Annotated in this window: 20 protein-coding genes; 4 read left to right on the forward strand and 16 right to left on the reverse strand. The window is 37.0% G+C overall.

All coding sequences use genetic code 11. From position 1 onward, the window contains the following. Positions 1–233 precede the first annotated feature (233 nt). The 6 genes from RK01_RS09690 to ispE all read right to left on the reverse strand — a co-directional run bounded on the left by RK01_RS09690 (position 234) and on the right by ispE (position 5,308). On the reverse strand, positions 234–608 hold the full coding sequence (locus tag RK01_RS09690; RefSeq protein ID WP_016173100.1) for a rhodanese-like domain-containing protein: 375 nt from the start codon (positions 606–608) through the stop codon (positions 234–236). Further along, positions 605–1,138 carry a MarR family winged helix-turn-helix transcriptional regulator gene (locus tag RK01_RS09695; RefSeq protein WP_016173101.1) on the reverse strand — a complete coding sequence of 178 codons (534 nt, stop codon included), beginning with the start codon at positions 1,136–1,138 and terminating at the stop codon, positions 605–607. The genes RK01_RS09690 and RK01_RS09695 overlap by 4 nt, the downstream gene beginning before the upstream one ends. A 273-nt stretch (positions 1,139–1,411) precedes the next feature. Continuing rightward, on the reverse strand, positions 1,412–2,125 hold the full coding sequence (locus RK01_RS09700) for a DUF2087 domain-containing protein (RefSeq protein WP_016173102.1): 714 nt from the start codon (positions 2,123–2,125) through the stop codon (positions 1,412–1,414). A 237-nt stretch (positions 2,126–2,362) separates the two neighbouring features. After that, positions 2,363–3,682, reverse strand: a complete 1,320-nt coding sequence (locus tag RK01_RS09705) for a TPM domain-containing protein (protein WP_016173103.1) — start codon at positions 3,680–3,682, stop codon at positions 2,363–2,365. 14 nt (positions 3,683–3,696) lie between these two features. After that, the gene (locus tag RK01_RS09710; RefSeq protein WP_016173104.1) at positions 3,697–4,269 is read right to left on the reverse strand and encodes a LemA family protein; all 573 of its coding nucleotides are present in this window, start codon (positions 4,267–4,269) and stop codon (positions 3,697–3,699) included. 187 nt (positions 4,270–4,456) lie between these two features. Next, positions 4,457–5,308 (reverse strand): 4-(cytidine 5'-diphospho)-2-C-methyl-D-erythritol kinase, encoded by an 852-nt coding sequence (gene ispE, locus RK01_RS09715; protein WP_016173105.1) that lies wholly within the window; start codon positions 5,306–5,308, stop codon positions 4,457–4,459. Between the two features lie 225 nt (positions 5,309–5,533). On the opposite strand from ispE, the gene RK01_RS09720 reads away from it, so the two are divergent. Beyond that, positions 5,534–5,941 (forward strand): Hsp20/alpha crystallin family protein, encoded by a 408-nt coding sequence (locus tag RK01_RS09720; RefSeq protein ID WP_016173106.1) that lies wholly within the window; start codon positions 5,534–5,536, stop codon positions 5,939–5,941. A 100-nt stretch (positions 5,942–6,041) separates the two neighbouring features. Here RK01_RS09720 and RK01_RS09725 read toward each other — a convergent pair whose 3' ends face one another. The 9 genes from RK01_RS09725 to treP all read right to left on the reverse strand — a co-directional run bounded on the left by RK01_RS09725 (position 6,042) and on the right by treP (position 15,488). Continuing rightward, entirely contained in the window at positions 6,042–6,572 is a 531-nt protein-coding gene (locus tag RK01_RS09725; RefSeq protein WP_016173107.1) for a histidine phosphatase family protein, read from the reverse strand. A gap of 13 nt (positions 6,573–6,585) precedes the next feature. After that, positions 6,586–7,095 carry a hypothetical protein gene (locus RK01_RS09730; RefSeq protein ID WP_016173108.1) on the reverse strand — a complete coding sequence of 170 codons (510 nt, stop codon included), beginning with the start codon at positions 7,093–7,095 and terminating at the stop codon, positions 6,586–6,588. A gap of 60 nt (positions 7,096–7,155) precedes the next feature. Beyond that, on the reverse strand, positions 7,156–8,301 hold the full coding sequence (dgoD, locus tag RK01_RS09735; protein WP_016173109.1) for a galactonate dehydratase: 1,146 nt from the start codon (positions 8,299–8,301) through the stop codon (positions 7,156–7,158). A gap of 83 nt (positions 8,302–8,384) precedes the next feature. After that, a complete protein-coding gene (locus tag RK01_RS09740) occupies positions 8,385–9,749 on the reverse strand; it encodes a PTS galactitol transporter subunit IIC (protein ID WP_016173110.1) in 1,365 nt (454 codons plus the stop codon). A 28-nt stretch (positions 9,750–9,777) separates the two neighbouring features. Further along, positions 9,778–10,059 (reverse strand): PTS sugar transporter subunit IIB, encoded by a 282-nt coding sequence (locus RK01_RS09745; protein ID WP_016173111.1) that lies wholly within the window; start codon positions 10,057–10,059, stop codon positions 9,778–9,780. 26 nt (positions 10,060–10,085) lie between these two features. Beyond that, complete coding sequence (locus RK01_RS09750) at positions 10,086–10,544, reverse strand: PTS sugar transporter subunit IIA (RefSeq protein ID WP_016173112.1); 459 nt, start codon at positions 10,542–10,544, stop codon at positions 10,086–10,088. 36 nt (positions 10,545–10,580) lie between these two features. Beyond that, positions 10,581–11,201, reverse strand: coding sequence for a bifunctional 4-hydroxy-2-oxoglutarate aldolase/2-dehydro-3-deoxy-phosphogluconate aldolase (locus RK01_RS09755; RefSeq protein WP_016173113.1), 621 nt, complete (start codon positions 11,199–11,201; stop codon positions 10,581–10,583). 22 nt (positions 11,202–11,223) lie between these two features. Beyond that, complete coding sequence (locus tag RK01_RS09760) at positions 11,224–13,263, reverse strand: BglG family transcription antiterminator (protein WP_016173114.1); 2,040 nt, start codon at positions 13,261–13,263, stop codon at positions 11,224–11,226. A 251-nt stretch (positions 13,264–13,514) separates the two neighbouring features. Next, complete coding sequence (treP, locus tag RK01_RS09765; protein ID WP_244874964.1) at positions 13,515–15,488, reverse strand: PTS system trehalose-specific EIIBC component; 1,974 nt, start codon at positions 15,486–15,488, stop codon at positions 13,515–13,517. Between the two features lie 333 nt (positions 15,489–15,821). On the opposite strand from treP, the gene RK01_RS09770 reads away from it, so the two are divergent. The 3 genes from RK01_RS09770 to treR all read left to right on the forward strand — a co-directional run bounded on the left by RK01_RS09770 (position 15,822) and on the right by treR (position 20,024). Further along, entirely contained in the window at positions 15,822–18,452 is a 2,631-nt protein-coding gene (locus RK01_RS09770) for a glycoside hydrolase family 65 protein (protein ID WP_016173116.1), read from the forward strand. An 80-nt stretch (positions 18,453–18,532) separates the two neighbouring features. Beyond that, the gene (gene pgmB / locus RK01_RS09775) at positions 18,533–19,183 is read left to right on the forward strand and encodes a beta-phosphoglucomutase (protein WP_016173117.1); all 651 of its coding nucleotides are present in this window, start codon (positions 18,533–18,535) and stop codon (positions 19,181–19,183) included. Between the two features lie 124 nt (positions 19,184–19,307). Next, positions 19,308–20,024: a trehalose operon repressor gene (treR, locus tag RK01_RS09780; protein WP_016173118.1), complete on the forward strand. Its 717-nt coding sequence runs from the start codon at positions 19,308–19,310 to the stop codon at positions 20,022–20,024. 94 nt (positions 20,025–20,118) lie between these two features. Here the strand turns inward: treR and mprF are convergent, their stop codons facing one another. Continuing rightward, the gene (gene mprF, locus RK01_RS09785) at positions 20,119–22,686 is read right to left on the reverse strand and encodes a bifunctional lysylphosphatidylglycerol flippase/synthetase MprF (protein ID WP_016173119.1); all 2,568 of its coding nucleotides are present in this window, start codon (positions 22,684–22,686) and stop codon (positions 20,119–20,121) included. Between the last annotated feature and the right edge of the window lie 137 nt (positions 22,687–22,823).

Raw genomic sequence — 22,823 nt, forward strand, 5'->3', positions numbered from 1 at the left:
ACGCTCTTTCCTTTCTCAAAATTATGACTTATTCTTATTGCTCCAGAAATTTCTTTCGTGTCGTTAGACACAAACAATCGTAGTACGTTGGTCTCATTCTTTGCAAAAATCATCCAATCCTTAAAAAAAACTGTCTGCCTAAATTGGCAAACAGTCCGCTAAAATTTCGCTATTTCCTTATCTACTAAATCGTCATTCTATAAAAGAAGAAGTTTCTTACAATACAGTTCGCATTAAGCGATAGGTTCAATTGGCAAGTTCATGCCTTTCCAACCTTCTAATGCTCCGGCTAATTCGTAGGCTTCAAAACCATTTGAAAGTAAAGTTAGCAAGGCAGTTTTCCCAAGAATTGTACCACCAGTCCAATCGTAAACAACGTATGTTTTGGTTTTATCCAATTCTTCAAGATGTTGCGCTAAGTCTTTTGCTGGTAATGGGAGTGCGCCTTTAATTTGATCCTTTTTCACAGCGGCCGGTGCATTGCGCACGTCTAAAACCACATATGGTGAATCTTCTTGGCCTAGCGTATCTAAAATTGCAAAGTGGCTAATGTATAAGCTTAAATAAGTTTCTAATAATTGAATTTTTTCATTGGTATTGTTGGTCATCTTAAAGACTCCATTTCTTGATTTAATTTTTTTGTACCTTTTTCTATTTTGGCTAATAAATAAAATAGCTGATCCAATTCAGCAGCAGAAAAGTCTGAGAAAATCATTGCTACTGCTTTAAAATTGGCTGGCAAAAATTGGGTTACAACTTTTTCACCCTGAGGAAGCAATTGAATGTTAACCATTCGCTTGTCTTTTACATCAATTTTCTTTTTCACCCAACCGTCTTGCTCCATCTTATTCAATAGTTTTGTAACAGTCGCTCGTGCCGCACCTAGCCGTTTAGCAATTTCGGAAGGAGCTAATTGTTGCTCTTTTGCCTGTCTTAAAAACATCAAGATAATAAATTTTGATTCAGACAATCCATAATGGGATAAAACCTCATCATATACACGCTGCATTTCACGATAGGCCCATTGAAAATGAATAAAAGCCTCTGCTACTTCAGGAGTAGTCAAATTCGGATATTCTTGTAACGTGCGTTCAAAACGATGGGCATCGGGGCGATCACGAAACGTAAATTGCGTCATTTTTTCACTTCTTTCAAATAATTAGCCAGCTAACTAAATTGCAGTTTATACTTGTTTTACTTTTTTGACAAGTAAAAAAGCTCATAAAAAGAAGGTGTAACAGAAGCGACCAGCTTCAAGAAATAAGACGGAATTTCCGAAGTGACTGCTTTGAAGGCACCCCAAAAGTTAGACCAGAAAATCTAACTTAGGAGGCGCACTTAACTTCTGTCACCCGTTTGTTTGGAATCGGAAATAGGAGGTGTACAAGACTTTTGTCACACCTCCTACTCATTAATTAACCCGCCAATAGCTACTACCGTCTTTGGTGCGGGCCATGAAGCCATATTCAATTAGATAGCGTCGGACTGTTACAAAATCTGCCACGTATTGTTTCAAAATTTCATTTAAAGCTGTTTCATGATAGTTCTTATTCAATTCAAAATGACTGACAATATCTGCTAATAAAATAAGTTTCCGTTTTTCTTTGGCAGGGAGTGTTTTTATATACCCTTTTTCGTCTCGATAGGTTGCCAAAACTTTCTTTTGCTCTTCAGGGGTAATATCGTAGCGATCGTCCAACATTTTCGCATTATTATGAGGTAAAAGTATGTCCGTTTGCCCCAATAACGTCATTATGCTAAGAAAAACGTGTGCTTGACGCTGTTTTTCTTTTAACTTAAAGCGATGATTCCGGACAGTTGAAGTCGTTACCCCTAGACGTTGGGCAATAAACTTGTCATCAATATTTTGCGCAAATAACGTCAATATCTCCTGCTGCGTTTCACTCAGACCCGTTTCTTCCTTTGGTAATTGTAGCAAAGCTGCTAATGGCCCTTGATGTTTGCTGTCAACATGTACTTGCATAAATTTTTTTGCTTCCAAAAACTTTTCCTCATGCGGATAGACACAACCAATTTCTGTAATCGTATCGCAATAAAGACAATGATAGTTTTCACCTTGTTGATAAAAACCTCGAATATAATCTACAACATTTAAATTATCCAAAATTATCTCTCCTTTAAAAAGACAATAAATCTATAAATAAACTAACATAGAATCAATTTGTTTGCAAATATATAAACGAAAATGTTTAGTGAATGAACATCAAAAATCCACAACTAATCCTTAAGACAAATAATATGAAAAAATATACACGGTTTTCTCTGACCAACAAAAAAACGGAAAACTTATTTTCCAGCTGGTCTTTAGCCAATCTGTAAAAAAGTTTTCCGTCTATTTTATTTACCAGCCACCAGAGGCACCGCCGCCGCCGGAAGATCCGCCGCCAAAAGAGCCCCAAGAGCCACCGCTGCCCCCAGAAGAATTATGATTGGAGGCGTTATAACTAGAAGCCAGATAACTATGTGTCAATACCTGACCATAATTGCCATACAACGTGTCCCCAATTAAAACACGCCCTAGACCTAATTTTTTGGCATTCGGCTGTTTCAACAACCGCCCTTGAATAACCGCTCGTTTTACACTACTGGCAGTTGCCGCCACGAACAGACCACTCAACATCACACAATACAATTCTGTCTGTTTTAATGTTTGTTGCGCACTTTTTTCATCCGTAAACATTTGGGGTAATTGTTGACTGGTTGTTTGGTAATTTTGATAAATTCCTTTTAAGTAGCGAATGCCCCTACTTAAACTAATGATTGTCACTATCGCAACCAGAATCATTATCACAAAGAAAATACGCAGGCCCCAATACAATAAATTCAAATTACTCTTTTTAGACTTTACTTGTGCAATTTGTGAATCGATTAAAGCCGTTTTCGTATTCATTAAGTCAAAAACTTCCCCGACAACTTGATTGATCCCTTTGCTATAGTTTTTATCTTTAAATAGATCCACCACATCATCATTATTGATAATATCATCTGCTGTCGCATCAGGAATCAATCCTTCTAAACCGTAGCCGACTTCTAGACGAAACTCGCGATCATCGAGTGCAATCAAATATAAAACACCATTATTTTGTGTTTTATCGCCAATTCCTAATTGATTAAAAATTTTATTGGCGTAAGATTCAATATCTTCTCCACCTGGCAACTCTTTGACTGTCACAACCTCTAACTGGGCACCTTCTGTACTAGCAGCGAGTTGTTTATTCAAATTGTAAATTTTCTTTTTAGTGGCCGCATCCATAATTTTGGCATTATCAGAGACAAAAATATTATTTTTATTAATTGTAATTGTCGCATTTGTTTCTTTGATTGCTACTTGATAATTGTTTGCTTGGCTGGGATAATCGCCAAGTTTAGCCATATTGTCTTTTAAGACTGCATCAAAAGATTTTTGTGGTGGTTGAATTTTACCCGCTAAAATATCCTCTCTTTGGGTATTTAACGTCTGTAATTGTGCATTATAATCCGCTTTTTTTTCAGCAAAAGTGTGATTGTCTACGATAGAGCCTACTAACCCCACTCCAAAAAGTAAGAGTATAATCAAAAAGATAATTCGCATTATCCGATTACGTCTAGTTACACCTTGGTAAAAATCCCGGATTTTTTGATCGGTCTTAACAGTTGAACTGGTTGGGCTTTTTACATTCATCTGCCCCACCGCCCTTACTCAAAACTAACATCTGGCACTTTTTCTGCACCAGCATCAGCTTTAAAGTTTGCTTTCTTTTCAAAACCCAGCATTTTAGCTACGATATTTTTAGGAAAACGAACTAAGTTTTGATTGTAGCTTTGAACTTCAGTAATATAATTTTTACGTTCCACAGAAATGCGATTTTCAGTACCTTCCAATTGTGTCATTAATGTTTTAACATTTTCATTAGAAGCTAACTGTGGATAGCTTTCTTTAATTACACTGACCATTGTACCGACACTTTGATCAATTTTATCATCAGCTGCAACTTTTTCTGAAGGAGTAGAGGCTTGATTGTATTCTTTTCTAGCTTCTGTAATCGCTGAAAAAATTTCCGTTTCATGTTGCATACTACCTTTAACGCTATTTACTAAATTCGGAATCAAATCTGCCCGACGTTGCATCACATTTTCCACTTGTGACCATTTTGCATCAACACTATTTTCCGCTGTTGCCAAGCTATTATAGGTTGCAATGAAATAACCTACAATTCCGATTACAATAATACCAATAATCCCAATAACTGTTAGTGTACTTTTCTTCATTTCATTTCCTCTTTTCTACCACCAAATAGTGCGGTTCCCCTCCGCTGGTGGCTTTAGCTTATTGTACCACTAAGGCTTAGGGCTGCCTCGTACTTAGGGCTGATTTTTTTTCGGTTGTCGGAAAGATTGCGGGGGAAAAATAAAAAAGTTTCAGCAAGACCGGCTCACTGAAACTTTCACTCTTTTATTAACGTAATGTTCGTACCAAGTAAACCTCGTTGCAAAAACCTTTTAAAGCATTATAAATTCGTTGGGCCCGTGAATGCTTTTGACATAATGCAAAACAAGTTGGACCACTGCCGCTCATTAAAGCAACGTCTGCTCCGTATTTCATCATGCGATCTTTAATTTGTTGAATAATTGGATGACGTTCAATTGTAATATCTTCCAAACTATTGCCCATATTGGCAATCATCTGCTGGTAATCTCCTGCGGCAATTGCAGCGCGTAAGGCCACAATATTAGGGTGATGAATTTTATTAACATCAACTTTAGGAAAAACTGTCCGGGTTGAAACACTGATGCGGGGTTTTACCAATACTACCCAACACGGCGGCATCGGTTTAATCGGTGCGACAATTTCGCCTTTACCACCAACAAAAGAGGTTGTGCCATAAAGACAATAAGGAACATCCGTGCCAATTTTGACACCAATTTCAACCAAAGCTTCATCCGTCAGTCCTAGATTCCAAAGTCGGTTCATCCCTCTAAGGGCAGCAGCAGTATCGCTACTGCCACCGCCGAGCCCTGCGGCGACTGGTATTTGTTTTTGGATTGCAATTTTAACACCTTTTTGGATATTATAACGTTCTTTTAATAATTGAGCGGCTTGATAAACGTTGTTGCGTTTATCTACCGGTAAAAAGGCTTTATTGGTTTCAATGTGGATTTGATTTTCTGGCAATTCTTCTATTGTCAATCGATCTGCTAAATCAACACTAGCCATGACCATCTCCAATTCATGATAGCCATCTGGTCGTTTATATAAAACATCCAAACCTAAATTGATTTTCGCAGGTGCTTTTTCAATAATCTCCATCTTTCCACCTACCTTTCTCTTTTGGCAATTTACGCAAAAAATGCCACAATCGTTGTGTATTCTATCATAGCAGAAGATAATTGTATAGTTTAGGAAAAAAACTTTGAAAACGCCATTTTAATAATATTTTTTCTTTTTTCTAAAATTTATGACGCTATTCAAAATATTTGAAGAAAAATGAAGTTGGCCCTACAATAGAATTAGAAAAAGAAAGGTGTGATAAAAATGGCAGATTTATTTCCACGTAGTTTTTCAGATGGTGAGGAAATGATCGGACGTTTAATGAACAATTTCTGGCAAGACCGTTCTTTAGCCACTGATATTAAAGAATTTGATAGTTATTACGAAGTGAAAGCAGATCTTCCTGGCATCAACAAAGAAGACATCAAAGTCACTTACGCAAATGATACTCTGACCATTCGTGCCAAACACACCGCGAATAATGAAGAAAAAGATGATGACGGTCACTATTTACGCCGTGAACGTACTAGCAGTACCTATGAACGCAGCTTTGCGATGAAAGATATTGATGAAGAAAATATCAAAGCAACTTTTGAAAACGGCGTATTAACCCTGGAATTACCAAAAAAAATCGTCAAAGAAATTCACGGAAAAGATATTCCGATTGGATAAGCTTCAATATTACGTTTTGCACTGTAAAAGCATGAGCTGTTTTTAGCATAAAAAAGTGAGTAGAAATATTTCTACTCACTTTTTTCAATTGGATAATAACCTATCTTTTTTCATAACATTTAATTTCTGTGTTAGCTAAATTAAAAGCTAGAAACTCCTGCATGTTTTTCCCATGAAAATAGTTGTCCACTACGCGGCTAACTGCATTGTGGCATACAAGAAGAACTTGTTCGCTTCGATTTTCTAATTCTGACAAGAGCGGATAAACTCTACTAGCAACGTCTAAAATGGATTCTCCATTTGGAAAAGGAAGAGAAAACTCTAATCTAGCTTTTTGAAAGTCCGGTGTCGAAATTGCTTTTCCATCATAAACTCCAAAATCCATCTCAATCAGACGTTCATCTGTTATTAGAGGTAGCTGCAATTTCTCATTAACAATAAGTGCTGTTTCTTGGGCACGGCACAATGGCGAAACAATTATTCTATCAATTTTAATTTTTTTGTCACTTAATTTTTGAACTAAATTTTGCGCCTGTCTACGTCCCACCGTTGTTAATGGCACATCAGCTCGCCCACAAATTCGCTTTTCTACATTCCATTGGGTTTGACCATGACGTGCAAGATAAATCATATTTTTGTACTCCCTAATTTTTTACATTAGATTTTTGTGGTTTTTTAGGTATTGTTATTCCTTTGTCCTCTGGCATTTCACCAATTACTAATTTATTTTCTAAGCCATTTTGACTTAAAAACTTTTCAATTGACTTTAAATCTTGTCCAAATAGCATAGAAAAATGAGAATTTCTCCCTTTATAAAAAGTAATAAAAGTTTCCCCTAAACGGCTATCTTCTAATTGAATTGTTTCAAATTGTTGATAATTACCTGCAAGAACACCAAATTTTATTAATCGTTTTTGCGTTAAGCCTTCTCTTAATAAACCGCTTGAAGCAATCATGACAGCAAAAATACATAGTTTAATTTGATCAGCGAATTGCTGTGGCCAAAAAACAATTAAAATACTGAGCGCTAATGTTAGTGCTAAGCCAACTTTGATAAAATTACGTTTTGCCAAAATGACAATCTCTTTTTGATCTCTAATTTGAATAACAAGAAGCAACGCTAAAAAAATTCCGATAACAATAGCTTCAGCCATTTTAATCAACTGCCTTTCTTATTAGCCTCAGATATTAAAAAAATTTTTTAACTTTTATTACTACCATTCGGCGATTGTACCATCATAATTTTTCCATTGCGGGTTAGTCCAAACTAAACCTTCTTGGGCGATTTCCTTAATTTTATCCTCATCCATAATTAAACCCAAACCTGGTTTGTCTGGTAAATCAACAAAGCCATCTTTATATTGAAAAATTTCTTTATTTTTAACAAAGTCTAACAAATCAAATCCTTTATTGTAGTGAATTCCCAAGCTTTGTTCTTGAATGAAAACATTCGGAGTACATGCATCAACTTGTAGTGTTGCAGCTAATGCTATCGGCCCGTATGGTGCATGCGGTGCAACAGCCATGTCATAAGCTTCGGCCATTGCAGCAATTTTTCTAGTTTCTAAAATTCCACCACATAATGCGACATCTGGTTGAATAATATCAATTGCACCTTGTTTAAAAATATTCTTGAATTGCCAGCGAGTGTATAAACGTTCTCCAGTTGCTAATGGAACTGCCACAGAATTAGCTACTTCTTTAAAATGTTCTTCATTTTCTGGTAATACAACTTCTTCTAGGAACATTGGATGATAAGGTTCCAACGCCCTAGCCAATACTTTAGCCATAGGTTTGTGAACTCGACCGTGAAAATCAACGCCTATTGCCATTTTATCTCCAAATCGATCCCGTATAGATGCCACACGTTCCACTACTTCATCGACTTTTTCATAAGAATCAATATAGTGAAGTTCTTCTGTAGCATTCATTTTGACTGCTGTAAAACCGCGATCAAATCGGTCTTGTGCTTGTTCCACAACTTCGCTAGGACGATCGCCACCAATCCATGAATAGACTTTTATTTGGTCTCGAGCAGCGCCACCTAACAGTTCATATACAGGAACATTAAATGCTTTTCCTTTAATATCCCATAATGCCATTTCCAATCCCGAAACAATAGTGCCATTGATTGGACCACCACGGAAAAACGAGCGATGCATTTCTTGGAATAATCGTTCAATTTCAAAAGGATTACGACCAATTAAACGATTTCCAATTTCATAGGCTCCAGCTACAACCGTTTCTGTTTTTGTTCCTGAAATCATTTCACCCCAACCGTCAATTCCTTCATCAGTGGAAATTTTCACAAAAATCCAGCGAGGTTTTACTTTATAAACAGTTATGTCTGATATTTTCACAATATATGCACTCCTTTAATTTAACTGCAATCCTCTTAAAAAATTGCAGCTAAATTTTCAATCTATTTTCTTACGATACTATGTTATTCAGTAACAGTTTCTTCAGTTTCTTTGTTAATGTGTTTGATTTTATCAAAATAGTACCAAGCTCCTGCAAATACGATAAGTAAAACTGGAATACCAATAATTGGTTTGTAAGCAAAAGCTAAAAATACTAAATAGCTTTGGATCATAGATGTTGCCGCAAAAGAGGAAATTAGCATTGAACTAGAACCTAAATTAATTCCCACTTGTTTTGCAATTGCTGTCAAAATTGGGGAAGTTGCTGTACCACACCATAATAATGATGCCGTTACAACTAAGCCGATAACGATATTTTTCAACAAATTACCACGAGTCAACGCTACTACCATGGCCACGCGGAAAGGAACAACCGCCAAATCAGCAAAAGGTAGTACGCGATTGCCAGGTAAAACTAAAGCGACTGCAATAGTTAATGGAATAATAATTAATGCAGTTGTAATAACATCAGGATTTCCTACCACAACCGCAGCATCCAAACCAATAAATAGACGGCGTCCTTTGAATTTTTCTTGTGACCATTTTTGCGCTGCATCAGAAATTGGCATTAATCCTTCCATAAATAGCGCTGTCATTTTTGGAATTAAAACTAAAACCGCTGACATGCTGACACCTAACTGCAATACAGCTTTAATATCATAGCCAGCTAAAAAGCCGATAACTAAACCAATAACGAGTCCCATAATCATAGAATCACCGAAAAACCCAAGATACTTCTGTGCATCTTTAATGGTAAATTTTGATTTACGGAAAAATGGAATTTTATCTAAAAGCCAATTTAACGGCCAAGCAATCACAAGTGAAGACAACGCAGAGACTGTCGGTAGTGATACCCCAGGGATTCCAAAGAAATCTTCAACTAACGGTTGAGACCAGTCGGACATTTTGAAGGTAATAACTGCCATGATAATGGAAGCACCGACACCTAGAAAAACGTTTTTTGTTACAAAATACACCATAACCCCTACAATTGCCATGTGATGATAGTTCCAAATATCTACATCCAAAGTTTGGGTTTTCTTCAAAATTAACAAAACAATATTAACAATTAAAATAGCAAAAATTAAAATAGCGATAATAGGTGATGCCCAGGTAACGGCAGCAATAGAACCCCATCCCACATCCAAAGCATCAAGTTTTACGCCAGTTCGTTCTACCATTGCTTTGGCTGCAGGCCCCACATTCGTGGTCATAAAATCTAAAATCAACTTGATCCCAGCAAAACCAATTGCTAGCGTTAAGCCAGATTTAAATGCTCGAGTAATTTTTAAGCCAAAAATCAGACCAATAATTGTAATGATTACAGGTAACATCACGGTTGGGCCAGCATCAATGAAAAAATTAAATACATCCATAATAATATTCATCTTAATCTTCTACCTCCGATTTCGTTGATTAGTCTTGCAATTGGGATAAAATTTCTTCCATTGTTTTATCGGCACCAATCCCAGTTAAGATAGGCATTCCTTTTACGACAGGGACATCCCCAGTTTGCCCATCAAATTGACCTGTTGTTACTAATAAATCATAACCTTGAACTTTTCCTGGCACTTCCATTAATTTTGTTTGAGTAGTTTCTACTTGAAGCCCTTGCTCCGTTAAGTATTCTTTTACCTTAGACGCGACTACTGTTGAAGTTGCAATACCATTCCCACAAGCTACTAAAATTCTTTTCATAATAAATTCCTCCATTTTTATAAGTTTTAATTGATTGCTGTTTCGACTAATTTTAATAATTCAAGATTATCGTGAGCCGCTACCATTTTTTGTCGTAAAGGCTCATCTTGGATTAATCCTACAATTTTTTGAAGCATTTCTACTTGTCCATGAGGTTCACCAATTGCCATCATAATAATAATTTTCACGGGCAAAGTAGCAGCATTTTCTTCCATATTATGAAATTCTACTGGTTCTTTTAACGTAGCAATTGCTAATGTTGTTTCATTTACTAATTCATAATTTGCATGTGGAATTGCTACTATTGGTTGCGTTGATGGTAATCCAGTTGGATATTCTCTTTCACGTTCCTTGATTGCTGTAATATATTGTTTTTTTACATAACCATTTTTAAATAGTTGTGTTGCTAAATAGTCTAACGCTTCATCAGAACTTTTGGCATCTAGATCACGAAAGACTAATTCTTCATGAAGATATACTTCCATCTATTTTCTCCTCCTCAAAACGCAGAAAAATTATTCTTATTTTATTATTTCTAACAATGCTTTTAATGATTGAGCTAGACTAGGTACATTTAAATTTTCAATATCGACTTTATTGAACATTCCTGAACCGATTCCTAAATAACTAGCTTGATTATCAAAAAATTCTTTAGCATTTTTAATGCTAACTCCCCCAACTCCCATTAGAGGCAATTTTCCTAATGGTGCTTGGACATCTTTGAAAAAGCGTGGTGTAACAACAGCCGCCGGAAAAATTTTGACAATGTCTGCACCGTTCTTAAACATTTCATCAATTTCTGAAGGTGTCATCGCCGCTGGAATAGCTAGCATCTTCTTTTCATTAGCAAACGCTAACATTTCTTTTGTAAAAATATGGGGGCCTAATAAAAATTTTGCGCCTGCTTCATAGGCTGCTTTTGCATCTTCTAATGTTCGAACAGTGCCTGCACCAATTCTTATTTTGTCACCAAATTGATGATTCAATCTTTTAATATGGTGTAATGCATTTTCTGTATTTAAAGTCATTTCCACTGCGTACTCATTTTCAAATCCTGCCATTGCTTTTAAAATTGCTTCAGCTTGGTCAAAAGAATAGCCTCGCATAATGATTGTCAATTTTGGATACTCTTCTAATTTCATTTTTTCTCCTCTCTAAGTTTTATTACGTATATTGTCGTATTAGTTGATAGCTTGTTACCTCATCTGATTTCTTTAATTTTTGAATCAAAGCTTCATTTTCACTAATGGATGCAATTTGATTAATCGCACGTAGATGGCGAGTTAAGTCATAAAAGGCCAGCGGCATAATGAGCGAAACTTGATGACCCCCAGGAAATTGGATTGGCTTTTGACTAATTAACAAACTGACACCATCTCTTAACACACCATGTTCAATGGTCGTATGAGGGATACACGTTTGAGTCCCCAGATAGCCCGAATAATTTTCGTCTTGGATTTGCCGAATGCAATCTTCATAAAAAAATTCATCAATAATATGACTTTCCAATAATGGTTGACAAGCCATTTTCACAGCCTCTTGCCATGTGATGTTTTCATCTATAATTTTAATAAAATTAGGCTTTAAGTAGTGGGTCAAAGAAGGGAGCACCTTATGATTTTCTATAGGTGAATTATTATTGGTTTGCAATAAAAAATATTGTAATTCTTCTTTTAGATTGCGCAGGTCGTTCACTTTAGCATGCTGTTGAATAATTGCAATTAATTCATCCACCGCTTGATCCATTTGATCAATTCCCAATTCAGCTAACACGCGATAACGTAAATTAATCTGTTCTTTATAAGACATTATCGGATCAACGATAAATTGTACCAAGCTCGTTTTTAGTGGTGTTGTTGTAAAAACTAAATCATAATCTTCTTCGAAATGATAAAAGTCCCGTACTGAAAATGAGGCTAAAAAATGTACTTCAGGAAATAACTGTTTTAAGCTTTCCCGCATTAGTTTTGATACCATTACACCATTTGTACAAACAACTACCGCTCTTGGTTTTTGCTTTTGCTGTTGATCATGACTCGTGAGTTGAAAGCCAAAATAATAAGATAATAAATTTAACTCATCTTCGGGAAAAGCTTTTCCTAACCACTTTTCAATGGGTATAATCAATTCTTTCATCAATTCTACAAGAATACCGTGATTACTATCTTGGATTAAATTTTCTAACGAATAAACTCCTAAACTCAAATTATAACGAATGCGAAAACACGCAGGCCGTAAATGGTTTAAAATCCGTCGTTCAAAATTTTCTCTATCTTCTACTAAAATTAATGTTTGATTTTGAAATACATCCACCATCTGATGGATAAGATGCCGTAGTTGTATATCGGAATCAAAATCTTGTGTTGTCTTTTTTTCAAAAATATTAGAGGTTAAAAATAGCAATGTCAGCCATTCCAAATATTTTGGGCTTAACTGCCATTTTGTCTCACTTACTAAAATCTGCAACAACTTGTATTCAGGCGTTTGACACACTCGTTCTTGTAGAAAATCAGTATTACTTTTTTCCCGTAAGCCGCGACTAATCAAAAAGCGGGCAGCGGATTGTAAATAGTCTACAGATTCATCTGAATAACTCAAATGCAGCATTTGTTCCATACCATGAATAAGATGAATAACTTCTTCTTCACTAATATTTGATGCGAGAAAATCACGCACCTTATTTTCTTGAAAAATAGGATGTTGGTGAACCATATCAGACATCAATTGCAAAAGCCGATGTTCAGAACCTTTTAAACTGTAACCATTGATACGATCATAGACTAAATCTAACTCATATTTAGAGGCCAACCATTCAGCTTTTTTCACATCCTCAACAATAGTACTTTTGCTGACATCTAATAAATCAGTAAAATGATCCAGCCCAACATAACTAGTATCTGTTATTAAAAGCATCAAAATCAAAGCCGCACGATCACTTTCTGACAAACCATCAGCAATACTGTAAAAGCTCTGCTTACTTTCTTCAGTTGTCAGCATTTGAATTACTTCTAAGGGAATTTCAAAATCTCCACTATGATTTCGTTGAATCTGTGGAATACTTTTCAATTGCAATTCACTATTAAAGGAATTAATAGCGTAATTAATTTGACGTTTAGTTAAACTTAATTTCATTGTCAAATCATTCATTTTTAACTCAGGATTACGAATCAATAAAGAAAGAATTTTCCGGATACGTTCATTCATTTGTTTTACCTCCTGGCACTTTTTATTATATAGTCTTCATAAGAAGTTTTGTTCTCGCTTTCATAGTGGAAATTGTCACACTATAATCAAGCGAATGTCACACCTCAGATGATTAGTTCAATATACAGGCAAAAAAATAGGTAGAAGAATTATTCTTCTACCTTAACAGATTCTATTTTCATTTAAATCCAAATAATATTAAAACAAGCCCGACACCTTAACAGTGCGGGCTTGTTTTTTTACTAAAATTACTATTCTACTACCTCAACTTCACCAATTTTTGTTTGTTGGGCAATTTCACCGGTTTTATTTAAAGTGAAACCGGCAATTTTTTCAGTATTGGTGAAAGCGACCACGACATCTGTCTTTTTGCCTGCATCCAACACTTCTGTTAAATTCATAAGGGACAATAAAGTATCTGGCGTTACGCTGTCTCCCACTTTCACTTTCACATCAAAAGGTGAACCGTTTAATTCCACTGTATCTAAGCCCATATGCACTAGGACTTCAGCCCCAGCTGGCGTCTTAATTCCAATCGCATGTTTGGTTTCAAAAATACTCATAATTTTACCATTCACAGGGGCATAAATTTCTTGGGCTTTTGGTTTTACAGCAAAACCGTCTCCCATCATTTTTTGTGAAAAGACAGGATCAGACACTTGTCCAATCGCGATAACTTCCCCTTCTACGGGAGCATAAATTGCTTCTTTTGTTACAATCCCTGGCGCATTATCAGAAACACTTGCGCCTTCTGTTGCATGTGTTACGCTGACAGCAGGGCCGCCAGCTGTCGCCATAGCTAAACCACTTTCATCTAATTGTGGTTCTAATTTATTTAAAACTTTGACTTTGCGGAAAACATACGTCATAACAAATGTAATTACCATGGTGACAATCATGGAAATAAATACCATTGGATAATTTTCGATTTTAAATGATAGAAAACCAGGTAGTCCCCCAACACCGATACCTAAAGCTCGTGTATTGGTGATTGTAATTAACATACCGCCAATGGCAGAACCGACCATTGCCGCAACAAATGGATAAACATATTTCAAGTTAATCCCAAACATCGCGGGCTCAGTAACCCCTAGATAAGCCGAAATTGTCGCTGGCACAGAAATTTGTTCTTCCTTTTTATTACCGCGGTGTTGGAAGTAAATCGCTAATACTGCCGTACCTTGGGCGATATTTGAGAGCATGATCATTGGCCACAAGTTAGTAGAACCAAAGTCGGCTACTAATTGTGTGTCAATCGCTAAAGTTGTGTGATGCAACCCGGTAATAACCAATGGTGCATACAGACCACCAAATACTAAACTAAATAACCAGCTAAATGATGAAGATAGGCCGGCATTTACCACATAAGAAATACCAGACCCGATTTGCCAGCCGATTGGGCCTAAAATCATGTGTGCGGCTAAAATAGTTGGTAATAGTGAAAACAACGGTACAAAAATCATAGAAACAGCTTCTGGAATGTGTTTTCTAAAGAAGCGTTCCAAGTAAACTAACATAAAACCAGCTAACATTGCAGGAATAACTTGCGCTTGATAACCAATCTTTTCGATTGTGAAAAAGCCGAAATCCCAAGTCCAATTCTTCGCAATATCTGCGGCACTGGTACCATTTACAGCATAAGCATTTAATAATTGCGGTGAAACTAAAGTAATCCCTAAAATAATCCCTAAAATTTGTGTGGTTCCCATTTTACGGGTGATTGACCACGTAATTCCAACTGGTAAGAAGTGGAAAATCGCTTCACAGGGTAACCACAAGAAACCGTTGACACCATTCCAAAAAACAGAAGATTCCGTAATCGTTTGACCACCTAACATATCCAGTGGTACACCTTCTAAAAAGTTACGGAAACCTAACATCAAACCACCGACGATAATCGCTGGTAACAACGGGGTAAAGATTTCTGCTAAAACACCGATTAAACGTTGGGCAATATTTTGATTTTGTTTGGCGACTGATTTACTCGCTTCTTTTGAAACGCCTTCAATTCCTGATATCGCCGAAAAATCATTATAAAAATCCGGCACTTCATTTCCAATGATGACTTGAAATTGTCCAGCATTTGTAAATGTACCTTTGACACTAGATAAATCTTCAATGGCAGGTACATTCGCTTTACTGTCATCGTTTAAAACAAAGCGCATTCTTGTCACACAGTGGGTAACTGCGGCAATATTTTCTTTACCGCCTAATTCTTTCAACAATTGTTCTGCATCTTATTGGAATTTTCCCATGGTTAAAACCCCTTTCATTTTTAACTTGTATATATAAGTTAATCAACTAAAGCAATCATACCTTGCGGCAAACTTTTTTGCAAGCGTTTTATTAACAAAAAACGTCATTTTCTCATTTTCAAAAAAATACTTACCTTATATAAACCTTGAAATTATCCCACGTAAAAATAGCAAAACTTTTTTATTTTAAACAGATTTGTTATTATCATTATATTTTAAAATTACTTTTAACAGTTGAAATCGTTATCAAATTATCTTATAATCAATTTACATGTATAGACAAGTAAAAGAGAGGAGCATTTTATGAAACTGGCAAAGATAAATACACAAGCTGCTGCTTGGCAGTTGGAATTACCCACAGAAAATTTAACCTTTACAGGTGCTCCGGCAGAAAAAGCACAACAATTGTTAGACACTTTAGCAAATACTTCGATTGCTGGGGGCATTCTGACGGGAGATGAGGTTTTACTGGAACAACCAGAAGGAATTTTTGAATTAAGTCAATGGTTAACCGAAAAACTCAACTTGCCCTTTGTTTTTGCCAGCGAAGATTTTAATGAAGCAGCAGAAAAATTGAAATGGCAAGTAAGCTATCATGGCTATCGCCCTGGGAAAGACGAATATTCCGTTGAATCTCTTTTAACTGTCGGGAATGGCTTTATGGGTTTAAGAGGAACCATGCCAGAAATGGAAATCAGCGATGATCACTATCCAGCTACTTATTTGGCCAGCCTATATAACACCGCTGCATCTGTGGTCTCTAATCAAACAATTTACAATGAAGATTTCGTTAATGCGCCTAATTTGCAAAAGATTTATTTAATTGTCGATAATGAAAAAATTGCTTTTGAAAAAGAGCAAATAAAAAAATTGACCCGCACCCTTCACTTAAAAACGGGCTTATTTCATGCAAATGCTATCGTTACCACCAAAACGGGAAAAGAAATTGCGCTTACTGTCAAAAAAATTGCGAATATGCAACAGACTGAGCAATATAGCCTGCAATATGCTTTTATGCCACTGAACTTTTCGGGTACTATTACGCTTGTTTCAGAAGCAGATGGGGATGTTTACAACTACAACGTTGCTCGTTATCGCAGCTTAACGAAAAATCATTTGGATATTGTCGCTCTAAATGTGCAAGCAACAAAAGCGCTCCTAGTAGCGAAAACCAAAGCTTCTCAGATCACGGTCACGCAATACTCCGAACTTTTTAGTCAGGATCTTGATTTGACGCAATTAGAAAACACGCTAGAAGGAAAAGTTGCCCGTCAAAAATTAACCATTTCTGCTAAAGAAAATACTTGGTATACCCTAGACAAAACAGTCAGTGTCGCACAACGACGCAAAGAAGAAACACCTCTTCGCATCGATTTGGATCAGGTGTCTCTACCCACATTTGAAAAAAGTGCGGCAGAATCTGCTGCTGCCTGGCAAATTTTGTGGGACAAAGCGGCAATTACAGTCACAGGAGATTTAATGAGTCAAAAATTATTAAATCTTCACACCTATCATCTTTTATCTTCTGCTTCACCCAATGGCAATAAGGGGTTGGATGCCTCTATTACTGCTCGCGGCTTACATGGTGAAGCTTATCGCGGCCATATTTTTTGGGATGAATTATTTATTTTGCCTTTTTACATTATTCATTTTCCTAAAACAGCACGGGAGATTTTATTGTATCGCTACCGCCGCTTGCCAGCAGCTAAGATTGATGCCAAAAAAGCCGGCTATAAAGGTGCAATGTTCCCTTGGCAATCTGGCTTAGATGGTACTGAACAATCACAAGAACTACATTTAAATCCCATTAGCGGCAAATGGAAAGAAGATCACAGCCGCTTGCAACGTCATGTTTCTTTAGCAATTGCTTATAATATTTGGCAGTACTTTAATAATGCGCAAGATGAAGATTTTATGAAACAATATGGTTTAGAACTGCTGTTAGAAATTGCCCATTTTTGGGAAAGTGCGGCCCAGTGGGATGAAGAATTACAGCGTTACACGATTGATCATGTGATGGGACCAGATGAATTTCACGAAAGCTACCCCAATGCCAAAAAAGGCGGTTTGAAAAACAATGCCTATACGAATATGATGGTCGTATGGCTGTTTGAAGAAATTGAGCGACTACAAGAACTTTTACCCCAAGATTTTGCGGCAGCAGCTGAAAAAACCGGCTTAACTGCAGATACGCTACAGCAAATGACTGCAATCAAAAACAAATTAGCTTTGGAAATAAACGATGAAGGGATTATCGCGCAATTTGCCGGCTATTTTGACTTAAAAGATTTGGATTGGGATTACTACAAAGAAAAATACGGCAATGTTTACCGGATGGATCGCATCTTGAATGCAGAGGGGCACTCCGCAGATGAATACAAAGTTGCCAAGCAAGCCGATAGTTTAATGATCTTCTATAATTTTCCGCAAAAAAAAGTCAGCGAAATATTGCAAGATCTAAACTATGATCTACCTAAAGACTATGTAACAAAAAATCTGGCTTATTATTTAGCCCGCACTTCCCATGGCTCGACTTTATCGCGGGTAGTCCATGCCCAACTTGCTGCCATGGTAGACGACCAAGATTTAGCATGGCAACTTTACAAAGAGGCCCTTTATTCGGATTATCGGGATATCCAAGGAGGAACGACTGCAGAAGGCATCCACGCCGGTGTCATGGCAGCCACACTTTACATTCCATTGACTACTTTTGCCGGTTTGGATATTCGGCAAGAAGTCTTAAATTTAACCCCAAACTTACCAAAAGCTTGGGAATCACTGGCTTATAAACTAAAAATTCGTGGCGTGCACTTTGATATTGCTATATCCCAAAGTGAAATTACAATCACAGCCGATGAAACGATTACGATTCATGTTTGCGATAAACCTGTTACACTAAAAGCAGGAATCCAAACAAAGATTCCTTATCAGTAAGGTGTAAAATATAAAAATAAGAAAAAAAGCGAGTATGATGCTCCGCTTTTAGATAAAAAAAGGAAATGAGGAGAAAGTTTATGAAAAAAGGTTTTATCTTTGATTTGGATGGTGTCATTACAGATACTGCAAAATATCATTTTATTGCATGGCGCGATTTAGGCACAGAAATTGGTGTCGACGTTGATTTAAAATTCAACGAACAATTAAAGGGCATCAGCCGCATGGATTCTCTTGATCGGATTTTGGCTCATGGTGGTAAAGAAAATGATTTTACTTTAGATCAAAAAGAAGCGTTGGCTGCGAAAAAAAATACCCATTATGTTGAGTTATTACAATCATTAACCCCTGCTGATTTATTACCAGGAGTTAAAGAATTTTTGGACCAAGCAAGTACAAAAGGCGTTCCTTGCGCGATTGCTTCAGCTTCAAAGAATGCACCTTTTATCCTAGAAAAATTGGGCGTTAAAGACCAATTTGCCGGTATCGTCGATCCAGCAACCTTACACAAAGGCAAACCAGATCCAGAAATTTTTATTAAAGCTGCTGAACTTTTAAATATCCAACCAGAAGAAGCCGTTGGTTTTGAAGATGCACAAGCTGGAATTGACGGCATTAAAGCCTGCAACATGTATGCAGTTGGGGTTTTATCTGGTGAACCATTACATGGCGCAGACCTAACTTGTCATGAATTAACCGAACTGAACATGGATGAACTATTACAAAAATAAAAACGGAATAAATTCGTTATCTTTTAGTGCGTCACATTTATATACGCTTAAATCATACGATTTTACTAAAGAAAGTTGCTTTTTATTAAAATGATTTCTACAATGAGGACTGGGAGGGGACGTAATGAATAAATTTCGCGAGATTTTTTTAGACTTGGAACAAAAGATTCTAAATGGTGAATATCCCCCACAATCATTGTTACCAAGTGAAAATCAACTGATTAAGGTATACAATGTCTCACGGGAAACCGTCCGTAAAGCACTGAATTTATTAAAAGATGCCGGTTATATTCAAAAAAAACAAGGCAAAGGTTCTATTGTCCTAGATATTAATCGTTTTGATTTTCCTATTTCTGGCCTAACCAGCTTTAAAGAACTGCAAGAAGCACAACACATTCCAAACGAAACCAAAGTAGTGGAATTAAAGAAAGTTGCTGTCTCTCCTAGCCTTAGTCAAAAAACAGACTGGCCCGTAGCAAGTGAAGCTTGGAAGTTGGTGCGTCAGCGTAAAATTGATGGTGAAGTTGCCATTTTAGATCGTGATTACTTAGCTTTGGATATTATTCCAGCATTACCTATAAAAAAAGCGGAAGACTCTCTTTACGGCTATTTGGAAAATGATCTTGGTTTAGTAATTGCCTATGCCCAAAAAGAAATTACCGTGGAACCCGTGGACAAAGAAATTCGCGAATTGATGGAATTGTCCTTAGAAGACCAACACGCCGTTTTTGTTCGTAGTTTAGTCTTTCTGGAAGATACCCGCTGTTTTGAATATACCGAATCCATTCACAAGTTAGACAAATTCCGTTTCTTAGAATTTGCCCGCCGTCGGAAGGCTTAAAAATTAAAAAGCGTAACTACTCTTTTGTATTGTCCCTTAAAGTTAGAACACAATTCTAACGCTAAGAACTTTACAGCGAGTGGTTACGCTTTTTTTACTCTTCTAAGATTACTTCTTCTACAAGGGTTGGGCCTTTATTTTTCCCCCGCCCAATCAAGCGTAAAAGTTGTGCCGCTGCCAGATAAAAGTTGCTGCCTTTTAAATACGCAAAATAACAACCTTCCCAGTGGGTCACATATTTTTGTTTCCCACTGAAATTATCTTGAAAATTATAAATTGCATTCCCATACCGATAAATAATATTCATAATCCGTTCTTCAAAAAAGGCAAAAGGTCCCGCGCCAACTTGGGCTAATGGCACCATGCCTAAATCAACTTTTTTAAACCCGGCTTGTTCCCAACTTGCCAGCATCCCCAAAACCAAAAAGTTTGCCAACTCTTTGGGTGCTTCCGGCAGAATGCGCAATAAATCATAGGAAACCCAATTTGGAGAAATCGCCTGTTGCGTAATAAAACCAACAATTTGATTTTCATTATTACGCGCCACCGCTACTGGACTTTTTAGAATATAATCTGTTTCAAAACGGCCATTGCCAAAGTATTTTTCTCCTTTACCATTTAACCACGCATTTGAAACAGCAGCTAATTGGGGTAAAAGTTCAGCCGGTAGTGTTTCATATTTTTTGAAGGTATATCCTTGCACACTCAATTTGCGATAAACCTCTTGCTGTAAATAATCAGCAGTCCCTAAATTAGCTGTGCCTGTCTCCCCGATTTTAGCAAATTGAAAGCCTAAGTCATGGAGCTGCACCACAAACTTTTCACTAATTTTGTAAAAAGCCAGTTGATAACCCAGGTTATCGGCTGCGACCATGAATGCTTGAGTTGCTTGTTGCCACAGCGTTTTATCTCCAATTGGTTCGCCTAAAATAAAGCAGCGATTACTTTTTATTTGATAGCCAAACACTACGCGATCTTGGCCGTTCACTTGATAGTAATAGTAATGATAACCTGACAGTTCCAAGCGCTGACTCGATTTTGTCCCCCCATAGCGCGTTAGTAATTTTTCAAAACGCATTTGGTCAAAAGACTCTCCTAGGGTTTCAGAACTGCGCGTTAAATATTGTTGTAAAGATAACAATGTCAATGCCCCGACACCTAAACCAATCATCCCCGAAATCCAAACGTCATCAGAAGGAAATAAAACAAATTGACCTCCCATTAAGTTGGCGTTCCACCACTGTCCACTGTGAAATCCTGCGACAGCATAAGCAACCAATAATGTTCCAAATAAGGCGACATCAAAAATGATTGCCCCCCACGAATAAACGAATTTTTCTCGATAAAATTCTTTGCGGGCGAACAAAACAGCGAGTAAGATTAAACAATAAACAACCATTAACCGCAGTGACCGGGTGCGAGAAATCGTATTAACAATCCCAAATACTAAGACAAATAGAGTCGGTACGTATGCTCTTTTCACCTTGCTATATAACCCACGGGCCAGTCCTAACAAGACAAAGCCAATTAACAAATTCAAAGTCTGGTCTAAAAAATTAAAGGAAAAGGGCAGTAAAAATTCAAAAATTTGACTGAGATTAGACAAATTGGTTACTGTTGAAAGTAAAACCATCATAATACCAGCAAAATAAACTGCAATCACCACAATTATATGGGCTACCCGCTGTAAGACGAGGCGCGGTAAATTATCAAAAAAGCGATTGAATTTCACACCGGTTTGAGAAACAAATAAGATTAACCCACTTAAAAAAGGAATCAAATAATAAAAGAGCCGGTAATACAGTAACCAGACAACTGTCTGGTTTTGGGACAATCCCAACTGTCCTAGCCCCAAAATCATTAAAACATCAAAAGTACCCATACCACCAGGCACCATCGTCAACATTCCAATTAACGTCGCAATCAAAAACATCGGATACACTTGTGCAAGAGCCACATCCAACTGCATCAAATACCCAATTCCTAAAAAAACCGCTAGAGCGCCGGCCCACTGGCAAAAAGACGTGAACGCCAATTGAATCACCCTTTTTGGAAAAAGGTCACGAAACAATTTTTTGCGCCGCAAATACGTCAAAGTAAAGAGTGCCGGTGCATACAAACTCCCCCCCACAAGCCAAATCCAATAATTACGAAAATGACTGGTATGGTGCAGTAAAAAAATGTCCACCAGTAGCCACAATGCCCAAAGGGATAACCCACTAAACATAAAAAAAGCAACTTTTGAAACGGTGGCTAAAACTTTTTTACGATCAAAATTCTTGCCATAAAAATTGCTTCGTAGACTGGCGCCGACAATGCCACCAAAGCCGGCCAGATTATTAATTGTATTTGTCGTCCATGCGGCAATGAACCAACTACCTCGCGGCATTTTTTGTCGTCCGGCCGCTTCTAAAATGGAAATAGTTACCCAGTCGTAACCCAGCATCGGCAAAACACCGACAAAGCCTAGTAAAGCCATTAAAATCAAGGTGCTATTTGCCTGTTTACCCATTGTTTGACCAACTTCTGCCCAACTCATGCCATGAGCAATATTGGCAACTTGATTGGCCACGAAAATTAAAATAGAGCCAAAGAAAATTAACCGTAATAGTAAGCTATGCTTTTTTAACCAGCTCATCAGTTCCTTTAATTTTTCTTTCATGAAATGTTCTCCTTATCTATTACACAAAGACCGCTTCTAACAGTCTATTGGCAGTCACTAAAAATAGCGGCTAGATTTTTATTAACTTTTTTCAACTGTTGATTTTAACTTATGTAGTTAGTTTTATGGTAGCCTAA

Source organism: Enterococcus dispar ATCC 51266 (genome assembly GCF_000406945.1).
In the GTDB taxonomy this organism is placed as follows: Bacteria; Bacillota; Bacilli; order Lactobacillales; family Enterococcaceae; genus Enterococcus_C; species Enterococcus_C dispar.

Bases quoted from the DNA above. Each gene is read 5' to 3' on its own strand.
- RK01_RS09690 (WP_016173100.1), bottom strand. From the start codon at position 608: ATGACCAACAATACCAATGAAAAAATTCAATTATTAGAAACTTATTTA.
- RK01_RS09695 (WP_016173101.1), bottom strand. From the start codon at position 1,138: ATGACGCAATTTACGTTTCGTGATCGCCCCGATGCCCATCGTTTTGAA.
- RK01_RS09705 (WP_016173103.1), bottom strand. From the start codon at position 3,682: ATGAATGTAAAAAGCCCAACCAGTTCAACTGTTAAGACCGATCAAAAA.
- RK01_RS09710 (WP_016173104.1), bottom strand. From the start codon at position 4,269: ATGAAGAAAAGTACACTAACAGTTATTGGGATTATTGGTATTATTGTA.
- ispE (WP_016173105.1), bottom strand. From the start codon at position 5,308: ATGGAGATTATTGAAAAAGCACCTGCGAAAATCAATTTAGGTTTGGAT.
- RK01_RS09720 (WP_016173106.1), top strand. From the start codon at position 5,534: ATGGCAGATTTATTTCCACGTAGTTTTTCAGATGGTGAGGAAATGATC.
- RK01_RS09725 (WP_016173107.1), bottom strand. From the start codon at position 6,572: ATGATTTATCTTGCACGTCATGGTCAAACCCAATGGAATGTAGAAAAG.
- RK01_RS09730 (WP_016173108.1), bottom strand. From the start codon at position 7,095: ATGGCTGAAGCTATTGTTATCGGAATTTTTTTAGCGTTGCTTCTTGTT.
- RK01_RS09740 (WP_016173110.1), bottom strand. From the start codon at position 9,749: ATGAATATTATTATGGATGTATTTAATTTTTTCATTGATGCTGGCCCA.
- RK01_RS09745 (WP_016173111.1), bottom strand. From the start codon at position 10,059: ATGAAAAGAATTTTAGTAGCTTGTGGGAATGGTATTGCAACTTCAACA.
- RK01_RS09750 (WP_016173112.1), bottom strand. From the start codon at position 10,544: ATGGAAGTATATCTTCATGAAGAATTAGTCTTTCGTGATCTAGATGCC.
- RK01_RS09755 (WP_016173113.1), bottom strand. From the start codon at position 11,201: ATGAAATTAGAAGAGTATCCAAAATTGACAATCATTATGCGAGGCTAT.
- RK01_RS09760 (WP_016173114.1), bottom strand. From the start codon at position 13,263: ATGAATGAACGTATCCGGAAAATTCTTTCTTTATTGATTCGTAATCCT.
- RK01_RS09770 (WP_016173116.1), top strand. From the start codon at position 15,822: ATGAAACTGGCAAAGATAAATACACAAGCTGCTGCTTGGCAGTTGGAA.
- pgmB (WP_016173117.1), top strand. From the start codon at position 18,533: ATGAAAAAAGGTTTTATCTTTGATTTGGATGGTGTCATTACAGATACT.
- treR (WP_016173118.1), top strand. From the start codon at position 19,308: ATGAATAAATTTCGCGAGATTTTTTTAGACTTGGAACAAAAGATTCTA.
- mprF (WP_016173119.1), bottom strand. From the start codon at position 22,686: ATGAAAGAAAAATTAAAGGAACTGATGAGCTGGTTAAAAAAGCATAGC.